Genomic DNA, 24,523 nt, shown 5'->3' on the forward strand with positions numbered 1-24,523 from the left:
GGACTATCCAATCAGAATGCCGTTCCGAGCTGGAACTGGAATTTCTGGTACTGATCGCCACTGTGCTTCGTGAGCGGGAAACCCAGGCTCAGCTTGAGGGGCCCGATTGGCGAGATCCACGCCAGACCCACACCGTAGCCGTACCGCAAACCGTTCGCCCCGACGCTATTGCCTTCGTTGCCCCAGACGTTACCCGCGTCGAGGAAGGTAAACACGCGCAGCGTGCGATCATAGCCTGTGCCGGGCAACGGGAAGGTCAATTCGACGTTGCCAACCACCATCTTCGACCCACCGACCGGATCGCCCGTGGACGCGTCCCGCGGGCCCAGCGAACTCGGTTCATAGCCGCGCACCGAACCGATCCCGCCTGCGTAGTAGTTCTTGAAGATCGGGTAAGGCTTGCCGCCCAGACCGCTGCCATAGCCGCCTTGCAGGTTGAAGCCGAGTACGAAGCCGCGCGCAAACGAATAATAGTACTGTGCCTGTACGTCAGCCTTGTAGTACTGCGTGCCGCCGGCCGGCGTGCCGAATTCTGCGTTGGCCTGCGTGAAGTAGCCGCGGCTCGGCACCAGCGCGCTGTCACGTGCGTCGCGCGCCCAGCCCACCGTGATCGGCACGTTGTTCGAGACGCGCCCGAACTGGTTCACGTAGTCGATATAGCTCTGCGGCGTGGCGGAGTCTACATCGATCTGGTTCTGCTCCAGACCGGCACCGAAGTAGACCGTATCCACTTCCGAAAACGGAATGCCGAACTTGAGGTCGCCGCCCACCGTGACGATCTTGAAGCTCGAATCCGTCGAGTAGTACAAGGGTTGCTGGGTACGGTAGTAGACGTCGGTAATGCGCTTGATGCCGTCAACCGTGAAATAAGGGTCGACCTGCGTGACCGTCAGCGTACGGTACGTCTTCGCCGTATTGACGTTGACCGAGAGGCTCGTGCCTGTACCGAACACGTTGTCCTGCGACACACCGGCCGAGAGGATCACCTTGTCCGTGGACGAAAAGCCCGCGCCCAGCGTAATGGCGCCGGTCGGTTTCTCCGCCACCTTGACGTTGATATCGACCTGGTCCGCCGTGTCTTCGACTGGCACGGTGGTCACGTCGACGTCAGTGAAATAGCCGAGACGGTTGATGCGGTCCTTCGACAACGCGAGGCGATTCGAATCGAACCACGAGCTTTCGAGCTGGCGCATTTCGCGGCGCACCACTTCGTCGCGCGTGCGTGTATTGCCGACGATGTTGATGCGGCGTACGTAGACGCGTCGGCTCGGATCGACGACCAGCGTCAGATCGACGGTATGACCTTGCTGGTCGATCTGCGGTTGCGCATTCACCGTGGCGAACGCGTAGCCGTATTCACCGAGTTTGTCGACGAGCGCCCGGGTGGTGGCTTGCAGCTTCTCAGCCGAGAAACGCTCGCCCCGTTTGATCTGCAGCAACGAACCGAGTTCGGCTTCGCGGCTCAGCAGATTGCCCGCCAGATGCACGCCGGAAATGGTGTACGGCTCACCCTCGTGCAGCGAGAGCGTGAGGTACATGTCCTTCTTGTCCGGCGAAATCGAGACCTGGGTCGAGTCGATCGAGAACTCGAGATAGCCGTGATTCAGATAGTACGCACGCAGGTTTTCCAGATCGCTGGTGAGCTTGTCTTTCGCGTACAGATCGCTCTTCGTGTACCACGAGAACCAGTTCGGCGTGGCCTGCTGCATTTCGTCGAGCAGCGTGCTGTCGCTGAAGGCCTTGTTGCCGATGAAGTTGATCTGACGGATTTTCGCGCTCGGACCTTCGTCCACCGAAAACAGCAGCGAGACGCGATCGCGGTCGATGGGCGTGACGGTTGCCGTGACCTCAGCCGCGTAGTAGCCGCGCGTGAGGTATTGACGCTTGAGCTCCTGCTCGGCCTTCGCGGCCAGCGCCTTGTCGTAGTAACGGCCCGGCGACAGGCCGACAGCGCGCAGCGCCTTGGTCAGATTGTCCTTGTCGAATTCGTGCAGACCGGAGAAGTCGATGGTGCCAACGGCGGGACGCTCCACCACGCGCACGATGACGATATTGCCTTCAGTGGCAATCTGCACATCGTCGAAGAAGCCGGTTGCATACAACGCGCGAATGGCGTCAGAGGCCATCTGGTCCGTGAAGGTGTCGCCGACATGGATGGGCAGATAGGCAAACGCAGTGCCCGACTCGACGCGTTGCAACCCCTCGATACGGATGTCACCCACCACGAATGGTGTGGTGGCATGGGCGACCAACCCATGCGCGGTCAATGCCGCGGCCGCTACCGTTTTAGGAATAAAGCGAGGTTTCAACAACGGACTTCCCCATGTAGAGCTAAACCCGTTCAGGCGGCTGCCATGCAAAGCGCCACCGGAACTTTAAAAATGGATCAAACGCGCCAGATCGTTGAACAGCGCAATGGCCGACAACGCGACGATGCAGGCAAGTCCTGCTCTCTGGAACACGAGCTGCCAGCGATCCGATACGGCTTTGCCGGTCGCGGCTTCGACCAAATAATATAACAGATGACCCCCATCCAATACCGGGATAGGGAGCAGGTTCAGCACGCCGAGACTAATACTGACAAGGGCGAGGAACGACAGGAATGCTGAGGGACCGAGACGCGCACTCTTGCCGGCGTAGTCGGCGATCGTCACCGGGCCGGACAGATTCTTCAGCGACGCTTCGCCGGTGATCATGCGGCCGAACATACGCACCGAATACACCGCGAGATCCCACGTGCGATGCGCGCCCAGTTGCAGGCTTTCGAGCGGGCCATAGCGCACGTCGATCGACGGCACCTGGGTAGCCAGTTCCGCGCCGATGCGGCCGATCTGCTGACCGGAGGTGTCGTCGCGCTGCATCTGCGGCACGACCTGCAAGGTCTCGATCTTGCCGTCGCTCTTGTTGCTGTCAGTTTTGTTCGCTGCACCGGTCTGGCTCGCGTCGGTACCGCGCTCGACCTGCAACGCGAGCGTTTTGCCTGCGTGCGTCTTGATGTAAGAGATGAAGGCCGTGGCGTTGTCGGTGGGCGTGCCGTCGATGGACAGCAGGCGGTCGCCCGGCAGCAGGCCCGCGCTCTGTGCCGCGCTGCCCGGCTGCACGCCGGCCACGATCAGCTTGCCGCCGCCAGGCTCAAAGCCCAGGTGCGACATGAAGTTATCGTCGACGTCTTTCTCCGAGACGTCGCGCAGATCCAGCGGAAATTCGAAGGTGCCGTGACCGTCACGCGCACTGAGCACGATGCGGCGGTGATCGAACGCCGCGCCCAGCATCTTCCAGCGCAGATCGGACCACGACCGCACCGGTTCCGATTGACCGCCATTCGCATTGCGCACGGCTACGATGGTCTCGCCGCCGTCGAAACCCGCGAGCGCCGCAGCCGTATTCGGCGCGGGAGCCGCGACGATGGCCGCGGGTTCGCTCACGCCCGTGGCAAACACGGCGGCGAACAGTACGATGGCAAGAATGAAGTTGGCAACCGGACCGGCGGCGACGATCGCAAAGCGCTTCGCCACCGACTGCCGATTGAACGCCTGCGGCAGGATGTCAGCGGGAATGGGCGCGCCGGCCTCGCGCTCGTCGAGCATCTTGACGTAGCCGCCCAGCGGGAGCGCGGCGACCGTCCACTCCGTGCCGGTTTTGGGGCTCACCCACTGCAGCAGCGGCTTGCCGAAGCCGATCGAAAAGCGCAGCACTTTCACACCGCACAGGCGCGCTACGCTGTAGTGCCCGTACTCGTGGACCACCACCAGCACGCCAATCGCGACAACGAAGGCGAGCACTTCGATCAGCAGATTCATATTCGCCTCACTGGACGACGCGTTCCGTGCGCGGCGCGGACACCGACAGCCGCTCGATAAAACCAGCAGCGGCCCGGCGGGCGGCCGCATCCGCTTCGATCACGTCCTCGAGCGCCTCTGCGCTGCGATTGGGCAGCGCGTTCAGCACGGCATCGACGGTTTGCGCGATCGCCATGAAGCCGATCTTGCGCGACAGGAACGCATCCACCGCAACTTCGTTGGCGGCGTTCAAGGCCGCGCTCGCGATGCCGCCCTCGGCCAGCGCCTTGACGGCCAGCGCCAGACACGGGAAACGCGCGTAGTCGGGCTTCTCGAACGACAACGAAGCGACCTGCACGAGATCGAGTTGCGCCACACCGGAATCGACGCGGTCCGGGAACGCCAGCGCGTGCGCAATCGGCGTGCGCATGTCGGGGTTGCCGAGTTGCGCGAGCACCGAGCCGTCCGCGTACGAGACCATCGAGTGGATCACGCTCTGCGGGTGAATCAGCACCTCGATGCGCTCGCCCGGCAGCGCGAACAGCCAATGCGCCTCGATCACTTCGAGGCCCTTGTTCATCATGGTGGCGGAGTCGACCGAAATCTTGCGGCCCATCACCCAGTTCGGATGCTTGCAGGCTTCGTCAGGCGTGACGTCGACGAGACTGGCCGGATCGCGGGTGCGGAACGGGCCGCCGGAAGCGGTCAGGATGATCTTCGAGACGCCGCCGTGCAGCGCGGCTTCGCGCGGCAGGCACTGAAAAATCGCGTTGTGCTCGCTGTCTACGGGCAGCAGCACGGCGCCGTGATCGCGCACCGCGTCCATGAAAATGGCGCCGGACATCACCAGCGCTTCCTTGTTGGCGAGCAGGATGCGTTTGCCGGCGCGCGCTGCGGCCAGACTCGGCGCCAGCCCTGCAGCGCCGACGATCGCGGCCACCACCGTATCGCAGCCGTCGCTCTTCGAGACCTCGACCAGCGCCTCGGGACCGTACGTCACCTCGGTCTTGCAGCCGGCCTCACGCAGTTTACCGGCCACGTGCGCCGCGGTCGTCGCGTCGCCCACCACCGCCACTTCCGGGCGAAAGCGCAGGCATTGTTCGACGAGCTTGTCGCCGTTGCGATGCGCGGTGAGCGCGTAGACCGAAAAGCGCTCGGGATGCCGCGCGACGACGTCGAGCGTGCTGTCTCCAATCGAGCCCGTGGAACCGAGCAGTGTCAGACGTTTTTGCATATCTCTTTCTCTAGCCGAAGTGCAGCAGCAACATCGCGAGCGGCAACACCGGCAGTAGTGCGTCGATGCGGTCGAGGACCCCACCGTGTCCCGGCAACAGGCCGCTTGAATCCTTCACGCCGGCCTGGCGTTTCAACATTGACTCGAACAGGTCGCCAATCACGCTGAAGACGACCAGAACCGTGAGAACGACGAAGGTTCGGACGCCACCGGCGCGTTCCAGCAACGCAGAATACAGGGTCGGTTCAAATGCATGCAAGGCAATGGCCGCCGTAGCGACGATCAGCACCGCCAGCCAGCCGCCCACCGCGCCTTCCCAGGTCTTGCCGGGGCTGATGGCGGGCGCCAGCTTGTGCCGCCCAAACGCCTTGCCCGCAAAGTATGCGCCGATATCGGCCAGCCATACCACTAGCATCAGGGACAGGACAAACGAGACGCCAACGGTGCGTGCAGCGACCAGCGCATGCCAGCAGGCGGCGAACACGACGATTCCCGCCAGCAGCAGGAAAGCACGCCACGCGCCTTTCGCGAGCACGGGCTTGCGCACGAGGACGAACGGCCCTGCGAGCACCCAGAAAATGGCCGCGGCCTTGAATAGCGACTGCGGCGGCTGATGCTCGGTGCCGAGCAAGGTGCTGGCGACCAGCGCCACGGCTGCCACCATGGCGTAAATCACCGGGCCCGCGCCTTCCATTTTCAGGAGCCGCGCCCATTCCCAGGCAGCGAAAACGAGCACGAACGCGATCAGCGCGCCAAACGCGCCGATCGGCGCGAACAGCGTGACCGGCAAAAACACCGCCAGCAGAACGATCGCCGTGATAACACGGGTTTTTAGCATGGAAGCGAATCGACGTTTTGCGATTGCGGCTCGAGTTGAGCGCTGGTCCGGCCGAAGCGGCGCTCACGCTCCGCGTACGAGGCGATGGCGTGGCCGAGCGCGTCGGCGTCGAAATCCGGCCAGAAGGTGTCGGTGAAGTAGAACTCGGTGTAGGCCAGTTGCCACAGCAGGAAGTTGCTGATGCGTTGCTCACCGCCTGTGCGGATAAACAGATCCGGCTCCGGCGCGTAGGCCATTGCCAGGTGTTCGGCAAAGGATTCCTCGCTCACCTCGACGGCATGGCCAGCCAGCGCGGATTGCTCGGCCAGCTTGCGGGTGGCCTGCATGATGTCCCAGCGTCCGCCGTAATTGGCGGCGATGGTCAGGGTGAGACGGGTGTTGCGCGCGGTCTTGGTTTCCGCGCGGCGAATCAGGTCCTGGATGCGCTTGTCGAACATCGACAGATCGCCCACGACGCGTAGACGGATGCCGTTCGCGTGCAGTTTGCCGACTTCGCGCTCGAGCGCGGTGACGAACAGGCGCATCAGGAACGACACCTCTTCGTTCGGACGGCGCCAGTTCTCGGAACTGAAGGCGAACAGCGTCAGATATTCGACGCCGGAGCGCGCGCAAGCCTCGACGGCGGCGCGCACTGCGTCCACGCCGCGCGTATGGCCCGCCACGCGGGGCAGACGGCGCTGCGTTGCCCAACGGCCGTTGCCGTCCATGATGATCGCGATATGTCGCGGCACCGCCGCGACATCAGGCACGCGAACGGTTGAGCTGGTGTAGGTCATGGCCGTCGGGACAATAACTGCAAAAAAAGAAGTAAAGACCTGAAGATACTGAAGCCTGACGGCCTCAAACCGTCATGATCTCGGCTTCTTTGGTCGACACGAGCTTATCGATCTCGGTCACGAACTTGTCCGTCAGCTTCTGGACGTCGTCGCCGGCACGACGCTCGTCGTCTTCGGAGATTTCCTTGTCCTTGACGAGCTTCTTCAGTTGTTCGTTGGCGTCACGACGCAGATTGCGTACCGCGACCTTGGCGGTTTCCGCTTCGCTGCGGGCCACCTTGGTCAGTTCGCGGCGACGTTCTTCGGTCAGCGCGGGCATCGGGACGCGGATCACGTCGCCTTGCGTGGCCGGGTTCAGGCCCAGATCCGATTCGCGGATCGCCTTCTCCACCACCTGCACCATCTTCTTTTCCCACGGCTGCACGCCGATCGTGCGGGCGTCGATCAGCGTCAGGTTCGCGACCTGCGAGATCGGTACCGGGGAGCCGTAATAATCGACCTGGATGTGATCGAGCAAGCCGGTATGCGCCCGGCCCGTGCGGATCTTCGACAGATCGTTCTTGAACGCGTCGATCGAGCGCTGCATCTTCTGCTCGACGCTTTTCCTGATATCAGCCACAGACATTTTTAAACCTCCGAACCTTCAGAACGGTGCGAGCCGGCCAGCGCGCGCGTAGCGGCGGCCCGGGCTCGCGTAAAAGCCCACGTTATGTGAACGAGAGTTTACACGTGGACGAGGGTACCCTCGTCCTCGCCTTGCACAATGCGCTTTAGCGCACCTGGTTTGACAATTGAGAACACGCGGATAGGCAGCTTCTGGTCGCGGCACAGTGCGAACGCAGTCGCGTCCATGACCTGCAGATTGCGGCCAATCGCCTCGTCGAAGCTGATCGTGGTGTAACGCGTGGCCGTCGGGTCCTTCTTGGGGTCGGCCGAGTAGACGCCGTCCACCTTGGTGGCCTTCAGCACGACTTCCGCGCCGATTTCCGAGCCACGCAACGCGGCGGCCGTGTCCGTCGTGAAGAACGGATTGCCGGTACCAGCCGCGAAAATCACCACTTTGCCTTCTTCCAGCTGACGGATGGCACGGGGGCGGATGTAAGGCTCGACCACCTGGTCCATGCGCAGCGCGGACTGCACGCGCGCTTCGATGCCCGCGTGACGCATGGCGTCCTGCAGGGCGAGCGCGTTCATCATCGTGGCGAGCATCCCCATGTAGTCGGCCGTGGCGCGGTCCATACCCGCCGCGCCGCCCGCGACACCGCGGAAAATATTGCCGCCACCGATCACGACGGCCAGCTGCGTGCCGAGGCGCACCACCTCGGCCACGTCCGCCACCATTCGTTCGATCGTTGCGCGATTGATGCCGAAGGCATCATCGCCCATCAGTGCTTCGCCGGAGAGTTTGAGCAGGACGCGTTTATAGGCAGTGGGCATAGGGGTATCCAGATCGCGCAGAACAGGGCAACAACAAGGAACTAACTGTAGGGGTGAAATGCTGATTCGGGCAAGCGTCGCCAAATTGACGAACCCTGAGGTTCGCCAGTGGCAGCGGCGCAGCGAGGGTCGACCCGCGCACCGCCTTGCGGCGCTGCCGACCGCGGCAGGGTCTTGCCCCACCGCGGGTCCAACGGTACAGCCTGATACTTAAGCGAAGCTTATTGCTGCTTTGCAGCAGCGACCTGAGCAGCCACTTCTGCTGCGAAATCGTCCTGCTTCTTCTCGATGCCTTCGCCGACCACGAACAGCGCGAACTTCTGCACGCTCGCGCCTGCTGCCTTCAGCATCTGTTCGATCGTCTGCTTGTCGTTCTTAACGAACGTCTGATTCAGCAGCGAGACTTCCTTCAGATACTTCTGCACGCTGCCGTCCACCATCTTGGCGACGATTTCAGCCGGCTTGCCCGACTCGGCGGCCTTTTGTTCAGCGATGCTGCGTTCCTTGGCGATCAGGTCGGCCGGCACGTCGTTCGACGACAGCGACACCGGCTTCATTGCCGCGATGTGCATCGCCACGTCCTTGCCCACTTGCTCGTCCGCGCCGGTGTACTCGACCAGCACGCCGATGCGCGTGCCGTGCAGGTACGCAGCCAGCTGGTTGGCGGTTTCGAAACGGGCGAAACGGCGGATGGAGAGGTTTTCACCGATCTTGCCGACCAGTGCGAGTCGCACTGCGTCAACCGTCGAGCCTTCCAGCGGCAGTGCCGACAGGGCAGCGACGTCAGCCGGGTTTTGTGTAGCGACCAGTTCGGCCACTTGCTTGGCGAAGCCCAGGAAGTCGTCGTTCTTCGAAACGAAGTCGGTTTCGCAGTTCAGTTCGACGATCGCGCCGACCTTGCCGCCGATGAACGAAGCGATCACGCCTTCTGCCGTGACGCGCGAAGCGGCCTTGCTGGCCTTGTTGCCGAGCTTCACGCGCAGCAGCTCTTCAGCACGCGCCATGTCGCCGTCGGCTTCCGTCAGCGCCTTCTTGCATTCCATCATCGGCGCATCGGTCTTTGCGCGCAGTTCTGCAACCATGCTTGCGGTAATTGCCGCCATCATTTGCTCCTTGAGTCTGTCTTTCACACGCCGCCCGCATTTCGATGCCAGCGGCAAGAATTCGTTTCCGGGCAGCGTGTATTTTTACTGCGCTGTAGGAAAGTGTCGTGACTTAAAAAAAGGGGGCCTGTAGAAAGCCCCCTTTTTTGCCGGACACGGGGCAGCTTACGCCTCCGAGTTGACCTCGACGAACTCGTCGCCGTCACCGCCACGGGCAGCCTGCACCACTTCGTTCACTGCGTTCGCACGGCCTTCGAGGATCGCGTCAGCCACGCCAGCCGTGTACAGAGCGACAGCCTTGCTGGCGTCGTCGTTACCCGGGATCACGTAGTCGATGCCTTCCGGCGAGTGGTTCGTGTCGACCACGGCGATAACCGGCACGCCAAGCTTGTTGGCTTCGGTCACGGCAATCTTGTGGTAGCCGACGTCAACCACGAAGATTGCGTCCGGAATGCCGCCCATGTCCTTCACGCCGCCAATCGACTTTTGCAGCTTGGCGATTTCGCGTTCGAACAGCAGCGCTTCCTTCTTGCTCATGCGCTCGGTTTCACCGGCTTCCAGCGCTGCTTCCATGTCTTTCAGGCGCTTGATCGAAACCTTCAGCGTCTTGAAGTTGGTCAGCATGCCGCCGAGCCAGCGGGCGTTGACATACGGCATGCCAGCGCGTTGTGCCTCTTCGGCGATCGTGTCACGCGATTGACGCTTCGTGCCAACGAACAGGATCGTGCCGCGGTTGGCTGCCAGTTGACGCACGTACTTCAGTGCGTCGTTGTACATCGGCAGCGTCTTTTCGAGGTTGATGATGTGAATCTTGTTGCGATGACCGAAAATGAAGGGGGCCATCTTCGGGTTCCAGAAGCGCGTTTGGTGACCGAAGTGGACACCTGCTTCCAGCATTTGACGCATGGTAACTGCCATGAAAATCTCCGCTAGGGTTGGGTCTTAAGCCGACTGCCGTATCTGCCGCGCCGCCCTCGCCGCTTTTGTAGTTTGCGAGGACTGAACACGACGGACACCCTGGGTGCTGCCGGCTTGCGAGTCTGCTGCCTTGGGATGCTCCCTCGTGCCACCTGTGCCGCCTGTGCGCCACCACGGGAACAACCTGATTCACCACCCGTAGCGCAGGCAACTATGACTACGGGCCAAGCTTTCCACGAGATAAAGAATGTGGATCGACTTAGCCAAACAGTATAGCACGTGACTATCGGGCGACTCAACCGGCCCGGTGCTCCTGCATGCCTAGACGGTTGCACCTGCCGGCCGGCCCCGAAACGCCCTGCCACCGGCCCGTCCGCGCGGCCGCCCACTCTCTCAAAACCCTGCGGGTGGGGGAAGATGGTGCGATAATCCCGTAATAATCCGCATTTCAGGCCCGACTCATGGCTATTACGCTCAAAAACGAACACGATATCGCGCAGATGCGCGTCGCTTGCAAGCTGGCCAGCGAAGTGCTCGACTACATCACGCCGTTCGTCACCGCCGGTGTCACCACGGGCGAACTGGACCGTCTCTGTCACGAATACATGTTGAAGGAACAGGGCACGGTGCCCGCGCCGCTCAACTATCAGCCGCCCGGGTACCCGCCCTACCCGAAAGCCACCTGCATTTCCGTCAACGACGTGATCTGCCACGGCATTCCCGGCGACAAGACGCTGAAAAACGGCGACGCGCTCAATATCGACGTCACCGTGATCAAGGAAGGCTATTTTGGCGACACGAGCCGCATGTTCATCGTCGGCGAAGGCTCGATTCTGGCCAAACGGCTCGTCCAGGTCACCTATGAATGCATGTGGCTCGGCATCGATCAGGTCCGCCCCGGCGCGCATCTGGGCGACATCGGTCACGCCATCCAGAAACACGCGGAAGGCCAGGGCTATAGCGTGGTGCGCGAATACTGCGGCCACGGCATCGGCACCGTGTTTCACGAAGACCCGCAAATCCTGCATTACGGGCGTCCCGGCACCGGTCTCGAACTGCAGCAGGGCATGATCTTCACGGTCGAGCCGATGATCAACGCCGGCCGGCGCGATATCCGCACCATGCCGGATCAGTGGACCGTCAAGACCAAGGACCGCAGCCTGTCGGCGCAGTGGGAGCACACGGTGCTCGTGACCGAGTCCGGTTATGACGTGCTGACGGTCTCCGCCGGCACGCCTGCCCGCCCGCCCATCGTGGCCGCCACGGCCTGAGCGCCGTTCCCCGTTTCCAACTCACGCGCGTGCCCATGAGCAGTGTTCCAGCCGTTGCCCGTTCCAATGCCTCGACGTTGAAGGCGGACTACAAGGTGGCCAAAGCCCGATTGCTGGAACGCTTCAGGTTGGCAAGCAACGTCGAATCGTTGATGGCCTCGCTCGCCCGCGCCACGGACGAGTCGCTGCGCGGCGCCTGGAATACCTGCGATCTGCCCGCCACGCTCGCGCTGGTGGCCGTGGGTGGCTACGGACGCGGCGAGCTTGCGCCGCATTCGGACATCGACATCCTGGTGCTGCTGCCGGACGAGCCCATCGCTCATCTGGAAGCGCGTATCGAGCGCTTTATCGGTCTCGCCTGGGACCTCGGCCTTGAACTCGGCAGCAGTGTGCGCACGGTTTCGCAATGCATCGAAGAAGCTGCCAACGACGTCACCGTGCAAACCTCGCTGCTGGAAGCGCGCTGCATCACCGGCAGCAAGACCCTTTTCGACGACTTCGCGCAACGCTATCGCGCCGCGCTCGATCCGCGCGCGTTCTTCCAGGCCAAGGTGCTGGAAATGCGCCAGCGGCACGCCAAGTTTCAGGACACGCCGTACGCGCTCGAGCCCAACATCAAGGAAAGCCCGGGCGGCCTGCGCGATCTGCAACTGATCCTGTGGATCACCCAGGCGGCCGGCTTCGGCAGCAGCTGGCAGGAACTCGAAGCGCGTGGCCTCGTGACGGAACGCGAAGCCCGCGAACTCGAACGCAACGAAGGCTTTCTGAAGGCGCTGCGGGCGCGTCTGCACGTGATTGCCGGGCGGCGTCAGGACATTCTGGTGTTCGACCTGCAAACGGCGCTTGCCGAGAGCTTCGGCTACAAGCCCACCGCCACCAAGCGCGCCAGCGAACAACTGATGCGCCGCTATTACTGGGCGGCCAAGGCGGTCACGCAGCTCGCCACGATTCTGATCCAGAACATCGAGGCCCAGCTCTTTCCCAGCACGAGCGGCATTACGCGGGTGCTGTCGGAGCGCTTCGTCGAGAAGCAAGGCATGCTGGAAATTGCCAGCGACGATGTCTTCGAACGCGAACCCAACGCCATCCTCGAAGCGTTTCTGCTCTACGAGAAGACGCCAGGCGTAAAGGGGCTGTCGGCCCGCACGCTGCGCGCGATCTATAACGCCCGCGACAAGATGGACCTGCACTGGCGCCGTGACCCGGAAAACCGGCGCCTGTTCATGGAGATTCTCAAGCAGCCGGCCGGCATCACCCATGCCTTCCGGCTGATGAACCAGACCAGCGTGCTGGGGCGTTACCTGCTTAATTTCCGCCGCATCGTCGGACAGATGCAGCACGACCTGTATCACGTGTACACGGTCGATCAGCACATCCTGATGGTGCTGCGCAATCTGCGCCGCTTTGCCGTACCCGAGCACACGCACGAGTATCCGTTCTGCAGCCAGTTGATTGCCAATTTCGAGCGTCCGTGGGTGCTGTATGTGGCGGCGCTGTTTCACGACATCGCGAAAGGCCGTGGCGGCGATCATTCGACGCTCGGCATGGCCGACGCCCGGCGTTTTTGCCGCGAACACGGCATTGACGGCGCCGATAGCGAACTGGTGGTGTGGCTAGTCCAGCAACATCTGACGATGAGCCAGGTCGCGCAGAAGCAGGACACGAGCGACCCCGAAGTCATCAAGCGGTTCGCGGAACTGGTGCGCAACGAACGGCACCTGACCGCGCTATATCTGCTGACCGTCGCCGATATTCGCGGCACCAGTCCGAAAGTCTGGAATACGTGGAAAGGCAAGCTGCTCGAGGACCTGTACCGCACCACGCTGGCGGTGCTCGGCGGCGCGCGGCCCGATGCGCACTCCGAACTGAAGTCACGCCAGGAAGAAGCGCTGGCGCTGCTGCGCCTCGAAACGGTGCCCGAGAATGCCCACCAGGCATTGTGGGACAAGCTGGACGTCGGCTATTTCCTGCGTCACGACGCAGCGGATATTGCCTGGCAGACCCGCGTGCTGTACCGCCACGTCGAGACCCCCACGCCGATCGTGCGCGCACGGCCGTCGCCGGTGGGCGAAGCATTGCAGGTGCTGGTCTACGTGAAGGACCGCCCTGATCTGTTTGCAGGCATCTGCGCCTATTTCGACAGGAACTCCCTGTCGGTGCTCGATGCGCGCGTCAGCACGACCCGTCACGGCTATGCGCTGGACAACTTCATCGTCCAGCACACCGAAGACGACGTGCATTACCGCGACATCGCCAATCTGGTCGAGCAGGAATTGACCGCACGTCTCACGACGGACAGTACACTGCTGCCCGATCCGTCCAAGGGACGTTTGTCGCGCCTGTCGCGAACCTTCCCTGTTACGCCGCGCGTCGACCTTCGGGCCGACGAACGTGGCCAGTACTACATCCTGTCCGTGTCGGCGAACGACCGGCCAGGCCTTCTTTATTCGATCGCGCGCGTGCTGGCCGAGCACCAGGTCGGCGTCCAATCGGCGCGGATTAATACGCTCGGCGAACGCGTCGAGGACGTGTTCCTGCTGGATGGACGCGGCCTCTCGGACAACCGCCTGCAAATTCAGGTCGAGACCGAACTGCTGCGCGCGATCGCAGTGTGAGATTTCATGCGAGTCAAATTGACAGCCAAGCATCCGCGGTCGGCTTCGTCCGAACGCGCCCCTGTTCGCTCGGGTAGTTCCACCGCGCGCAAACCGACGCGTCCGCCAGGACCGCGTCCCGCCACGCCCCGTACGGGCGAGCGCGACGCGGGGTCGGGTGGCACCGGCAAGCGGGCCGGTGGCGCGGAGCGCGGATCGGCGAGTGGTGCACGGCCGCCGCGCGCCGAGGGTGAGCGGCGTGGGCCGAGTGGGTTTGCAGGAGAACGTAGCGAACGTGCGCCGCGGAAGTTCGAGGGTGAGCGCGGTGAACGCCGTGCGCCGGGTAGCTTCAGCGGCGAACGCGGTGAACGCGCGCCCCGGAAGTTCGAAGGTGAACGTGGCGAGCGGCGTGGTCCTGGCGGTTTTGGAGGTGAGCGTAGTGAACGGCCGCCCCGGAAGTCTGAGGGTGAACGTAGTGAACGCCGCGCGCCGGGCGGCTTCGGCGCAGATCGCAGTGAACGCGCGCCTCGCAAATTCGAAGGTGAGCGTAGTGAACGACGTGCACCAGCTGGCTTCGGCGCAGAACGCGGTGAACGTGCACCCCGGAAGTTTGAAGGCGAACGCGGTGAGCGGCGTGGTCCTGCGGGTTTTGCAGGCGAGCGTAGTGAACGGCCACCGCGGAAGTTCGAGGGTGAACGCAGCGAACGACGTGCCCCTGGCGGCTTTGCTGGCAGCGAACGCAGCGAGCGCCCACCGCGCCGCGAAGGTCCTGCCGGCGCACCTCGTCGCAGTGGCGACGCCGAGCGTGATCGCGGCGAGCGGCCTGCCCGTTTTTCACGCGACGAAGGCACGCGTCGGCCGTCGTTTGGCGGCGCACGCGGCGCCGACGACACGCGCCGCCCCAGCACCCCACGAACCGGACGCCCGTCGGATGCCGGCCCGCGCGGCGAGCGCCCGGCGATTCGGCGCGAGCGCGACGACTCTCGCGAGCGAAGCACGTCTGATCGGCCACGCTTCGGTGCTGACCGTGGCACCGGCGACGAGCGCCGTCCGTTCGACCGGACGCGGCGCGACGACGCCCCGCGTCGTGGTCCTGCCGGTTCGCGCGACGACCGCCCTGCTTCGACAGAACGCGGCTCCTTCGCACGCGGCGAGCGCACGTTTGCCAAACCGGTGAAGAGCGGCTATGCAGAGCGTTCCGAACGCGGCACGCGCGACGAACGCCCCACTGGCACACGGACATTCGGCGACCGGCCGCCGCGTGAAGAGCGCGCCCCCGGCACACGTGGACCACGCGGCAGCGAAGGCTCAGCAGGCGGCGGTTTCGCCAATCGTGAGCGCAGCGGCGGCAAGGCTCCTCGTCACAACGCACCCGACACCCGCGCGCCGCGTGCCGAAGAAGCCACGCCTCATGCGTCCGCTCCGCGCCGCGACCACGACGACGCGCCCGGCACGTTGCGCCTCTCCAAGCTGATGTCGGAACTGGGCCTGTGCTCACGTCGCGAAGCCGACGAATGGATCGAAAACGGCTGGGTGCGTGTGGACGGCGTGAAAATCGACACGCTCGGCACCAAGGTTCGCCCGGACCAGCGCGTCGAGATCGACCCGGCCGCGCAGGCCATGCAGGCACGCCAGGTCACGATCCTGCTGCACAAGCCGGTGGGCTATGTGTCGGGTCAGGCTGAGGACGGCTACCAGCCGGCCATCACGCTCGTGACGCCTGACAACCGCTGGGAAGGCGACCGTTCGGAGATCCCGTTTTCGGTATCGCATCTGCGCCAGCTCGCGCCGGCGGGCCGTCTCGACATCGACTCCACGGGTTTGCTCGTGCTGACGCAGGATGGACGCATCGCCAAGCGCCTGATTGGTGGTCACTCCGAGGTCGAAAAAGAATACCTGGTGCGCGTGACGTACGGCGACATGTCGAGCGAAATCGACCAGCACTTCCCACTCGAGAGCCTCGAGTTGTTGCGTCATGGACTCGAACTCGACGACCAGCCGCTCAAGCCGGCCAAGGTCAGCTGGCAAAACGGCGAGCAGTTGCGCTTCGTGCTGCGCGAAGGCAAGAAACGCCAGATTCGCCGCATGTGTGAACTGGTCGGACTGGCGGTGGTCGGTTTGAAGCGCGTACGCATGGGCAGCGTGCCGCTCGGCGCACTGCCGCCGGGGCAATGGCGCTACCTCGCGCAGGATGAGTCGTTCTAAGGCTTGTTTGCATTTGACGCTATCGTGGCAGCAAATGACAGCGCTTCCAAAGACAGACCAAAGCTCCCACCGCTTCGTATAAAGCTTCTGATAAAAAAAGCCGACGCACATGCGTCGGCTTTTTTTCTATGGCCCGCGTCGAACGGCATGAACGACAACTCCGTGGTCAATACGTCAACGCGTAACCACGTACGCCGAATACTCAATCGTCGCTCTTCGGATCCAGATCCGGGAACAGGACTTCGGTAAAGCCAAACTTCGCGAAGTCGTTGATCCGCATTGGATAGAGCTTGCCGATCAAATGATCGCACTCGTGCTGCACGACGCGCGCATGGAACCCCTCGGCCACGCGGTCGATCGCCTTACCAAACTGGTCGAAGCCGTGATAGCGGATCATCGAGAAGCGGCTTACCGCGCCGCGCAGGCCCGGCACCGACAGGCAGCCTTCCCAGCCCTCTTCCATGTCCTGCGAGACCGGCGTGATGGTGGGATTGATCAGCACCGTTTCCGGCACCGGCGGCGCATCCGGATAGCGCTCGTTGTGCCCGAAGCCGAAGATCACGACCTGCAGGTCCACGCCGATCTGCGGCGCGGCCAGTCCCGCGCCGTTGGCGTCGTGCATGGTGTCGAACATATCCTGCACGAGCGCATGCAGTTCGGGCGTGTCGAAATGATCGACCGGGGCAGCGATGCGCAACAGACGCGGATCGCCCATCTTCAGAATTTCGCGGATCATGTTAACTGCCCCTCCAGGAGCTTACGCATACCATCTTCGTCGAGTACGGGGATGCCGAGTTCCTCAGCCTTCGCAAGTTTGCTGCCGGCTTCGGCACCGGCCACCACGTAATCGGTTTTCTTCGACACGGAACCCGCCACTTTCGCACCGGCCGCTTCCAGTAATTCCTTCGCTTCGTCGCGACCCATCGTCGGCAAGGTGCCGGTCAGCACGACGGTCTTGCCGGCCAGCACACCCACCGGTGCCTTCGGCGCGGGCGGACCCTCCAGCCACGTGACCTTGCCGGGCGCACGCAACTGGTCGATCACGGTGCGGTTGTGCGACTCCGCAAAGAACTGATGAATCGACTCGGCCACGACTGGCCCGACATCGTTCACTTCGAGCAGTTCTTGGACCGACGCGTCCATGATCGGATCGAGCGAGCCGAAATGTTTGGCCAGATCTTTCGCCGTCGATTCGCCCACATGACGAATGCCCAAGGCATAAATGAAACGAGCCAGCGTGGTGTGCTTGGCCTTTTCCAGTGAATCGAGCAGGTTCTGTGCCGACTTTTCCGCGAAGCGGTCGAGCTCCGCCAAAGTGGCAAAACCCAGATTGAACAGATCAGCCGGCGTGCGCACGAGATTCAGTTCGACCAACTGATCAATGATCTTCTCGCCCAAGCCGTCGATATCCAGCGCGCGCCGCTGCGCGAAGTGCCACAGCGCCTGCTTGCGCTGTGCCGGACAGAACAGGCCGCCCGTGCAACGCGCGATGGCCTCGTCAGGCAGACGCTCGATGGCCGAGCCGCACACTGGGCATTGCGTAGGCATCACGAACTCGGCGGCATCCGCCGGCCGGCGCTCGAGTAAGGCGCTCACCACCTCCGGAATCACATCCCCCGCGCGACGCACGATCACGGTATCGCCGATACGGATGTCCTTACGACGCACCTCGTCTTCGTTATGCAGTGTCGCGTTGGTCACCGTGGCGCCGCCCACGAACACCGGCTCGAGCCGCGCCACCGGCGTGATGGCGCCGGTGCGTCCCACCTGCACGTCGATGGCGAGCAGCTTCGTCAAGGCTTCCTGCGCGGGAAACTTGTGCGCGAGCGCAAAGCGCGGCGCCCGCGAGACGAAGCCGAGCGCGTCCTGCTCGTCGCGTGCGTTGACCTTGTACACCACGCCGTCGATGTCGTACGGCAGCCCGTTACGTTTTTCGCCCACCGCGTGGAAAAAGCCCAGCAGCCCTTCCACGCCCTCGACGACCGCGCGCTCGCTGTTCACCGGCAGCCCCATCCCGGCATACCAGTCGAGCAGCGCGCTATGGGTAGCGGGCATGGGCTCGCCGTCGAGCACGCCAATCCCATACGCGAAAAACGATAGCGGACGTTGCGCCGTGATCTTCGAATCGAGCTGGCGCAAGCTGCCCGCCGCGGCGTTGCGTGGATTGGCGAATTCCTTCAGGCCAGCAGCGCGCTGCCGTTCGTTCATGCGTTCGAAGTCGCGCTTGAACATCAGGACTTCACCGCGCACGTCGAGCACCTTCGGAACGTGCCGCCCTTTCAACGTCAGCGGAATGGAACGGATGGTGCGGACGTTCTCCGTGACGTCCTCGCCCGTGGCGCCGTCGCCTCGGGTGGACGCCTGCACGAAGCGACCATCCACGTAGCGCAACGAAATGGCGAGGCCGTCGAACTTGAGTTCGCACGCGTAGCTGACGGGCGCCTTGTGCAGCGAGTCGGCAATGCGCTTGTCGAACGCGGCGATGTCTTCGTCGGCAAAGCCGTTGTTCAACGACAGCATGGGCTGGTCGTGCACGACCGGCGAGAAGCCGCTCGCCGCCTCGCCGCCCACGCGCTGCGTGGGCGAGTCCGGCGTGATCAGATCCGGATGCCCGGTCTCGATCTGCTGAAGCTCCTTGAAGAGCTTGTCGTACTCCGCATCGGGCAAGTCCGGCTGATCGAGCACGTAGTAAGCGTGGTTCGCACGTTCGAGTTCCGCGCGCAACCACGCGGCACGTTCGGCCGGTGCACTGGTTGCAGGATTTGGGACGTTGGTTCGAGGCATGCTATCGGAAGAGTCGCCGGTGAAATTCAGACGTCAGATTATCGCAGGAACCGCTTGTGGTGCACATTGGCCGGATGGCCAGGTTGGTGCGGCGGACCACCGGCTTCGAGCGCATGCAAGGCATGATGCGTCGAGCCCTGGCTGGATGGCTAACGTGAGCGCCGGCGCGTTGACAGGCAGGGGGCGGGATGCGAACGTAAGCGAATTACGCCGGCAGTTGCGCTGCGCTGGCCGATGACGATTGAACTGCTTACCTGTTGACTCGAGACGACGCCAACCCGGGCGCGTGCTCGTTCAGTGCAGCCGGACGCAATGCGGCGGGCGCGTCCGCGCAGCACGGGCATGGTTTGCTTGCGGTGTGTGGTGTGCGGCGAAGGGCGAAGGGCGAAGGGCGAAGGGCGAACAGTGTGAGCGTCAGGCAACCCGCGTCAAGGCATGCGCCGCCACACATCGATGCGGCGGGCGAGACAAGGGGAGTAACGAAACGCTCGTGATCAAGCTGTGGATACGCGGCTCGCAATGGCCAACGAAAGTCGACCGACGCGTGCAATCGCGAAGGACCAGGCCCGCAGCGAGCAGTCGCTCGCCGCAAAGCCGGCTCTGGCTCCTCCAACCCGCCCTACTGGCTGAACAACCGCCGCGTAGCCGGCGAACCAGCGGGAATACCGGCCTGCTCCAGCTTCGCGTACAGCGTCATCAACTGCTTCTCGATGGCGAGCAGCGACGTCTCCGGCAACGGCCGGCGGCCATCGTCCACCACGCGCCCGCCGATGCGTTCCGAGAGCGACTTCGCGTAGTCGCACATCAAGCGGAACGGCAGAATGTCCTCGTCGGCCACCGGCACGTCGAGCACCAGCGTGATCATCTGGCCGCCCTTGTAGGTGAGGTCGTCGCGCAAGAAGTTGGTGTCGCCGAACTGCAGCATGAAGACCGGGCTTTGTTTGGCGTCGAGCTTCACGAAGCGCGTGCCGTCACGCGAGAGCAGCAGACCGTCCTGCGATGCCACGGCCTGCACGTAGTTCGCCGACCACGGCGCGCCGTCCGACAGCACGTTGATCGACAGTTGCGCGTCGCACTGCGCGGCAAAGCCGTCCAGTTCACGCGCCATCGCCACGGTTTCCATCATGTCGGGGAATTCCGGCGCAGCGTCGATCGCGTCGGCGAACTGCTGCACGCCCGTCACGAACTCGGAAAACTCCAGTTCGTTCAGCGGACCGCTGCGATTGGCGAGCTGGGCGGCCGCGCGCAACTCCTCATAGCGCACGCCGTTTTGAAGCAGTTCCCAGGCGCCGCCGCCTTCCGGCTTGCCTTCGATATGCACCGGCTTGCTGCCGGCGCGGCGCAGACGTTGCGCGAGCGGCAGCACCTTGTCGCCGGCCAACGGACCTGCAAGGCGGATCGGCACGATGCAGTCGATGCGGCGATCCACGAGCGCAGGCGGCGCCGACGAAATGGTGGTGGCCGCAGGCATGATCGGCTCGACCGGCACGTGTTCCGCACCGCTTTCGGTACTGCCCGCAGCAGCCTCTTCGGGCGTTTCGGGAAAGCCATTCGGCGTGGTGGTTTCGGCCTGGATGTCGGCTGCCGTATCGGCGGGTGCGACTGCGCCGAAGGTGGGCTCGACCCGCGCCCCGCTCTCGCCCGCTTCATCGCCAGCGGGCTCACGGCGCGTGGTGGGACGCGCCGGTTCGATAAACGGACTCTGTTCTTCCTGATCGTCCCGCGCGAAGTTCTCGGCGGCGTCGGCCGGCATTGGCCGTGGCATGCGGCGCCGCACCTTCGCGCCCTGCCATGCGTTGTACACCACCACTCCCCCGACCACTACGGCACCCGCGCCGATCAAACCGAGTGTCAACTCGTCCATGCATGCTCCATCAGCAATTCTTCTGTTTGCGCAGCGCCCTGCCTGCTTCGCGCGGCAAGCGGGCCGCAGCGGTTGGCACAGGCCGGCGCCGTCCGTATCAAACGATATTCTGGGCGAAACCCGCGGCGGTTTCCATGTCGACCGCGACGATCCGCGACACGCCCTGCTCCTGCATCGTCACGCCGATCAGTTGCTGGGCCATCTCCATCGCAATCTTGTTGTGCGAAATGAACAGGAACTGCGTCTTGTCCGACATCGCGCGCACCAGGTTGGCGAAGCGCTCCGTGTTGGCGTCGTCGAGCGGCGCGTCCACTTCGTCCAGCAGACAGAACGGCGCCGGATTCAGCTGGAACATCGCGAACACCAGTGCCGTTGCCGTCAGTGCTTTCTCGCCACCGGAGAGCAGGTGAATCGTGGAATTCTTCTTGCCCGGCGGCTGCGCCATTACCTGCACGCCGGCGTCGAGAATTTCGTCGCCAGTCATGATGAGCTTGGCCTGGCCACCACCAAACAGACGCGGGAACAGCTCGCCGAAATGCTGGTTCACCTGGTCGAAGGTGCCCTGCAGCAGCGTGCGGGTTTCTTGGTCGATCTTGTGAATCGCGTCTTCCAGCGTCTCGATCGCGCTCGTCAGGTCGGCAGACTGCGCGTCGAGGAAGTTCTTGCGCTCTGTAGCCGCCTTCAGTTCGTCGAGCGCCGCCATGTTGACCGGTCCAAGCGCCGCAATCGCGTTGTTCAGGCGCGTGGCTTCGCCCTGCAGGTAGGACGGCTTCATGTCCGGCGTCAGTCTGGCCTGCAATTCGGCCTCGTCGACACCCGCGGCCGTGAGTTGCTCGATGAACTGCTCGGCGTTCAGACGCGCGGCCTGTTCCTTCAGTTGCAGTTCATTGATGCGATCGCGCAGCGGCTGCAGCGCGCGTTCGGCGGTGAGACGCGTTTCGTCGGCCGCGCGCAGCTTGGCGGTCAGGTCGTCCAGTTCGAGGCGCGCAGCATGCAACGCCTCTTCCTTGACGGCACGAATTTCGAGCGCGCCCTGCAAGCCGGTGTGCGCAGTCTGTTCGTTGATGGTTTCCAGCTCGGCCCGCGCGTCTTCGAGCGACGCCGCGACGCGCTCGCTTTGCTCATGCGCAACCTGAATGCTGCGCGTGAGTTCGTCGATGCGATTGGCCATGTTGCGCGCGGCAAAGCGCGCATCCGTGGCGGCACGATCCAGATCGCGCGACTGCGCACGCGCGGAAGTCAACTCTTCGTCGAGGGCTTCGAAGGCCAACTGGTTGTCTTCGAAGCGCGCCTGCAACTCGGCCAGTTCCGCGTCGTGACGCTCGAAGTTCGCTTCCGACTCGCCGCGCAAGGCGCGCTGCTCGTCGATCTGCGCGGTGATCTCTTCAAGTTCCTCACGAATCTGCGTACTGCGCTGCATATAGCGCTCGTGCGCCTGGGTCAGCTTCAGCACGTCCATTTGCAAGGCATGCACGCGCTGCGTGGCGCGCTCGGCTTGCTGGCGGACGTCCGTGAGCGTCTGCGACGCCTGCGTATGCGCGGCTTCCGCGCGGATCGCGGCCGACTTCGCCTCGTCCGCGAGCAGTGCCTGAGCCCGCACCTGACGCGTCAGATTCTCGATTTCCTGCTGACGGGCCAGCATGCCGGCCTGTTCCGAATCGGCTGCGTAGAGTTGCACGCCGACCCGCGTCACCACGTGCCCCGCCTTGACCACAAACGAGCCGCCTTCCGGCAGTTGCGAGCGGGTGGCCAGCGCCTGGGTGAGATCGTCGGCGACGAACGCGAGGCCGAGCCAGTCGTTCAGCACCGCGCGCAAACCCGCATCGTCGATGCGCACCAGCGACAGCAGCGGCCGCAGATTCGCCGTCGCGGTCGCCGGCGCACCCGCTGCGGGCGGCGCGTAGAAGGCGAGCTTGGCCGGCGGCGCGTCGGTAGCGAAGGCTTTGACCCAGTCCAGATTCGACACTTCGAGCGCGGCGAGCCGCTCACGCAGCACCGCTTCGAGTGCGGTTTCCCAGCCGGCTTCGACGTGCAGCTTCTTCCATAGACGCGGCAAGCCGTTCAGTTCGTGCTTTTCCAGCCACGGCTGAATCTTGCCTTCGGTCTGGACGTTTTCCTGCAACTGCTTGAGCGCGGCGAGGCGCGCGTCGAGCTGATGAATCTGCGCGCTTTCCGACTGCACACGCTCCTGCGCGCTACGCCGCTCGCCATCCAGACGCGGCAGGGTTTCCTGCGCGTCCGTCAGACGCGCCTGGGCGTCATGCAGAATTTCTTCGTGCTCGGCAAGCTGCATGCGCAGTTCTTCGAGCTGCGCTTCGTCCGGCGCGTCGAGACCACCCGCTTCGGACTTCAGGCGCTCATGGCGCTGCTGCAATTGCTGAAGCTGCTGATCGGCGTTGCGTTGATGGGCGGCTTCGAGCTTGAGCGCCTGTTCGGTTTGCGCAATACCGCCGCGCTCCTCGTTCAACTGCGTCTGCGCATCGCGCCAGCGCGCTTCGAGCGCGGGCATGGCGTCGTGTTTCGCCGCCGCTTCGTCTTCGGCGAGCGCGGCCTTTTCTTCCGCGACCGCGAGTTGCTCCTGGGCGTCTTCGAGATCGCCCTGCGCCTTCTGCGCCTGGGCAAGCCACTGCTCGCGCTGCGCGGTCAGTGCCGCGATCTGCGCCTGCACGCGGTTGCGCGACTCGACGATGAACTTGATCTCGGCTTCGAGACGGCTCACTTCGGCGTTCGCTTCATAGAGCGCGCCCTGGGCGCCCTGCATCGCGTCGCTTGCCGAATAGTGCGCCACGCGCAGCGTTTCGAGCTGCGCTTCCACTTCGCGCAGTTTCGCCGTCTGTGCTTCGAGGTCGATCTGGGCCTGCTCGATGGCGCGTTGCTGGCGTTCCTGCTCGCTACCCGCTTCGTTCTTGCGCAACAGCCACAACAGGCGCTGCTTCATCTCGCCGTCGGCCTGCAGTTCCTTGAACTTCGTCGCGACGACGGCCTGGCCTTCGAGCTTCTCGAGATTCGCGCTGAGTTCGCGCACGATATCTTCGACCCGCGTCAGGTTCTCGCGCGTGTCGTGCAGGCGGCTCTCGGTTTCGCGGCGGCGTTCCTTGTACTTCGACACGCCCGCGGCTTCTTCGAGGAACACGCGCAGTTCTTCCGGCTTCGCCTCGATCAGGCGCGCAATCATGCCCTGCCCGATGATGGCGTACGCACGCGGTCCGAGACCGGTGCCGAGGAAGATGTCCTGGATGTCGCGGCGACGCGCCGGCAGGTTGTTGATGTAGTAGCTCGAGGTGCCGTCGCGTGTCAGCACGCGCTTCACGGCGATCTCGGCATACTGGCCCCACTGGCCAGCGGCGCGGCCGTCGGCATTGTCGAACACGAGTTCGACGCTGGCGCGGCTACCCGGCTTGCGGGCGGTGGAACCGTTGAAGATCACGTCCTGCATCGACTCGCCGCGCAACTCGGAGGCGCGCGATTCGCCGAGCACCCAGCGCACGGCGTCGATGATGTTGGATTTGCCGCAACCATTCGGACCGACCACGCCGACAAGCTGGCCCGGGACCTGGAAATGCGTGGGATCGACGAAGGATTTGAAGCCAGCGAGTTTGATCGAGGTCAGACGCACGGCGATATCGCTGATTGAAAAGGGAAATTGATTTGGACCGCGAGGGCCGCATGCACCGTCTTCCGCTACAGCAAAACGACGCGCGCCAGCCCCGCGATACGGGC

General features: G+C 63.7%; 17 protein-coding genes. 4 read left to right on the forward strand and 13 right to left on the reverse strand.

Annotation, left to right across the window (positions count from 1 at the left end; translation table 11 throughout):
* Window positions 1-11: 11 nt before the first annotated feature.
* From bamA to rpsB, 9 genes are all read right to left on the reverse strand, one after another.
* The gene (gene bamA, locus D0B32_RS23055; RefSeq protein WP_117336604.1) at window positions 12-2,312 is read right to left on the reverse strand and encodes an outer membrane protein assembly factor BamA; all 2,301 of its coding nucleotides are present in this window, start codon (window positions 2,310-2,312) and stop codon (window positions 12-14) included.
* A 63-nt stretch (window positions 2,313-2,375) separates the two neighbouring features.
* The gene (gene rseP, locus D0B32_RS23060; protein WP_117336605.1) at window positions 2,376-3,800 is read right to left on the reverse strand and encodes an RIP metalloprotease RseP; all 1,425 of its coding nucleotides are present in this window, start codon (window positions 3,798-3,800) and stop codon (window positions 2,376-2,378) included.
* Window positions 3,801-3,807: 7 nt separating this feature from the next.
* Entirely contained in the window at window positions 3,808-5,013 is a 1,206-nt protein-coding gene (locus D0B32_RS23065) for a 1-deoxy-D-xylulose-5-phosphate reductoisomerase (RefSeq protein WP_117336606.1), read from the reverse strand.
* A gap of 10 nt (window positions 5,014-5,023) precedes the next feature.
* Window positions 5,024-5,851 (reverse strand): phosphatidate cytidylyltransferase, encoded by an 828-nt coding sequence (locus tag D0B32_RS23070; protein WP_117336607.1) that lies wholly within the window; start codon window positions 5,849-5,851, stop codon window positions 5,024-5,026.
* Window positions 5,845-6,627 carry a polyprenyl diphosphate synthase gene (gene uppS / locus D0B32_RS23075; RefSeq protein ID WP_117336608.1) on the reverse strand — a complete coding sequence of 261 codons (783 nt, stop codon included), beginning with the start codon at window positions 6,625-6,627 and terminating at the stop codon, window positions 5,845-5,847. Before uppS ends, D0B32_RS23070 begins: the two co-directional genes overlap by 7 nt.
* Window positions 6,628-6,691: 64 nt before the next feature.
* A complete protein-coding gene (frr, locus tag D0B32_RS23080) occupies window positions 6,692-7,252 on the reverse strand; it encodes a ribosome recycling factor (protein WP_117336609.1) in 561 nt (186 codons plus the stop codon).
* A 98-nt stretch (window positions 7,253-7,350) separates the two neighbouring features.
* Window positions 7,351-8,064: a UMP kinase gene (gene pyrH, locus D0B32_RS23085; RefSeq protein ID WP_117336610.1), complete on the reverse strand. Its 714-nt coding sequence runs from the start codon at window positions 8,062-8,064 to the stop codon at window positions 7,351-7,353.
* A 221-nt stretch (window positions 8,065-8,285) separates the two neighbouring features.
* Window positions 8,286-9,167, reverse strand: a complete 882-nt coding sequence (tsf, locus tag D0B32_RS23090) for a translation elongation factor Ts (RefSeq protein ID WP_117336611.1) — start codon at window positions 9,165-9,167, stop codon at window positions 8,286-8,288.
* Between the two features lie 165 nt (window positions 9,168-9,332).
* Entirely contained in the window at window positions 9,333-10,085 is a 753-nt protein-coding gene (gene rpsB / locus D0B32_RS23095) for a 30S ribosomal protein S2 (RefSeq protein ID WP_117336612.1), read from the reverse strand.
* 461 nt (window positions 10,086-10,546) lie between these two features.
* Between rpsB and map the strand changes: the two genes are divergently transcribed.
* From map to D0B32_RS33120, 4 genes are all read left to right on the forward strand, one after another.
* Window positions 10,547-11,356: a type I methionyl aminopeptidase gene (gene map / locus D0B32_RS23100; protein ID WP_117336613.1), complete on the forward strand. Its 810-nt coding sequence runs from the start codon at window positions 10,547-10,549 to the stop codon at window positions 11,354-11,356.
* A gap of 35 nt (window positions 11,357-11,391) precedes the next feature.
* The gene (locus D0B32_RS23105; protein WP_117336614.1) at window positions 11,392-13,971 is read left to right on the forward strand and encodes a [protein-PII] uridylyltransferase; all 2,580 of its coding nucleotides are present in this window, start codon (window positions 11,392-11,394) and stop codon (window positions 13,969-13,971) included.
* Between the two features lie 295 nt (window positions 13,972-14,266).
* Entirely contained in the window at window positions 14,267-15,127 is an 861-nt protein-coding gene (locus tag D0B32_RS33115) for a hypothetical protein (RefSeq protein ID WP_310591204.1), read from the forward strand.
* The gene (locus D0B32_RS33120) at window positions 15,124-16,155 is read left to right on the forward strand and encodes a pseudouridine synthase (protein WP_310591205.1); all 1,032 of its coding nucleotides are present in this window, start codon (window positions 15,124-15,126) and stop codon (window positions 16,153-16,155) included. Before D0B32_RS33115 ends, D0B32_RS33120 begins: the two co-directional genes overlap by 4 nt.
* A 202-nt stretch (window positions 16,156-16,357) precedes the next feature.
* Here the strand turns inward: D0B32_RS33120 and def are convergent, their stop codons facing one another.
* The 4 genes from def to smc all read right to left on the reverse strand — a co-directional run bounded on the left by def (window position 16,358) and on the right by smc (window position 24,419).
* The gene (def, locus tag D0B32_RS23115; RefSeq protein WP_117336616.1) at window positions 16,358-16,891 is read right to left on the reverse strand and encodes a peptide deformylase; all 534 of its coding nucleotides are present in this window, start codon (window positions 16,889-16,891) and stop codon (window positions 16,358-16,360) included.
* Window positions 16,888-18,939, reverse strand: a complete 2,052-nt coding sequence (ligA, locus tag D0B32_RS23120; RefSeq protein ID WP_117336617.1) for an NAD-dependent DNA ligase LigA — start codon at window positions 18,937-18,939, stop codon at window positions 16,888-16,890. The genes def and ligA overlap by 4 nt, the downstream gene beginning before the upstream one ends.
* Before the next feature lie 619 nt (window positions 18,940-19,558).
* Window positions 19,559-20,803, reverse strand: a complete 1,245-nt coding sequence (locus D0B32_RS23125) for a cell division protein ZipA C-terminal FtsZ-binding domain-containing protein (RefSeq protein WP_117336618.1) — start codon at window positions 20,801-20,803, stop codon at window positions 19,559-19,561.
* A gap of 97 nt (window positions 20,804-20,900) precedes the next feature.
* Window positions 20,901-24,419 carry a chromosome segregation protein SMC gene (gene smc, locus D0B32_RS23130; protein ID WP_117336619.1) on the reverse strand — a complete coding sequence of 1,173 codons (3,519 nt, stop codon included), beginning with the start codon at window positions 24,417-24,419 and terminating at the stop codon, window positions 20,901-20,903.
* Window positions 24,420-24,523: the final 104 nt, after the last annotated feature.

It is taken from the genome of Paraburkholderia sp. DHOC27, assembly GCF_003429005.1.
Classification (GTDB): Bacteria; Pseudomonadota; Gammaproteobacteria; order Burkholderiales; family Burkholderiaceae; genus Paraburkholderia.

Bases quoted from the DNA above. Each gene is read 5' to 3' on its own strand.
- rseP (WP_117336605.1), bottom strand. From the start codon at position 3,800: ATGAATCTGCTGATCGAAGTGCTCGCCTTCGTTGTCGCGATTGGCGTG.
- D0B32_RS23065 (WP_117336606.1), bottom strand. From the start codon at position 5,013: ATGCAAAAACGTCTGACACTGCTCGGTTCCACGGGCTCGATTGGAGAC.
- D0B32_RS23070 (WP_117336607.1), bottom strand. From the start codon at position 5,851: ATGCTAAAAACCCGTGTTATCACGGCGATCGTTCTGCTGGCGGTGTTT.
- uppS (WP_117336608.1), bottom strand. From the start codon at position 6,627: ATGACCTACACCAGCTCAACCGTTCGCGTGCCTGATGTCGCGGCGGTG.
- frr (WP_117336609.1), bottom strand. From the start codon at position 7,252: ATGTCTGTGGCTGATATCAGGAAAAGCGTCGAGCAGAAGATGCAGCGC.
- pyrH (WP_117336610.1), bottom strand. From the start codon at position 8,064: ATGCCCACTGCCTATAAACGCGTCCTGCTCAAACTCTCCGGCGAAGCA.
- tsf (WP_117336611.1), bottom strand. From the start codon at position 9,167: ATGGCGGCAATTACCGCAAGCATGGTTGCAGAACTGCGCGCAAAGACC.
- rpsB (WP_117336612.1), bottom strand. From the start codon at position 10,085: ATGGCAGTTACCATGCGTCAAATGCTGGAAGCAGGTGTCCACTTCGGT.
- map (WP_117336613.1), top strand. From the start codon at position 10,547: ATGGCTATTACGCTCAAAAACGAACACGATATCGCGCAGATGCGCGTC.
- D0B32_RS23105 (WP_117336614.1), top strand. From the start codon at position 11,392: ATGAGCAGTGTTCCAGCCGTTGCCCGTTCCAATGCCTCGACGTTGAAG.
- def (WP_117336616.1), bottom strand. From the start codon at position 16,891: ATGATCCGCGAAATTCTGAAGATGGGCGATCCGCGTCTGTTGCGCATC.
- ligA (WP_117336617.1), bottom strand. From the start codon at position 18,939: ATGCCTCGAACCAACGTCCCAAATCCTGCAACCAGTGCACCGGCCGAA.
- D0B32_RS23125 (WP_117336618.1), bottom strand. From the start codon at position 20,803: ATGGACGAGTTGACACTCGGTTTGATCGGCGCGGGTGCCGTAGTGGTC.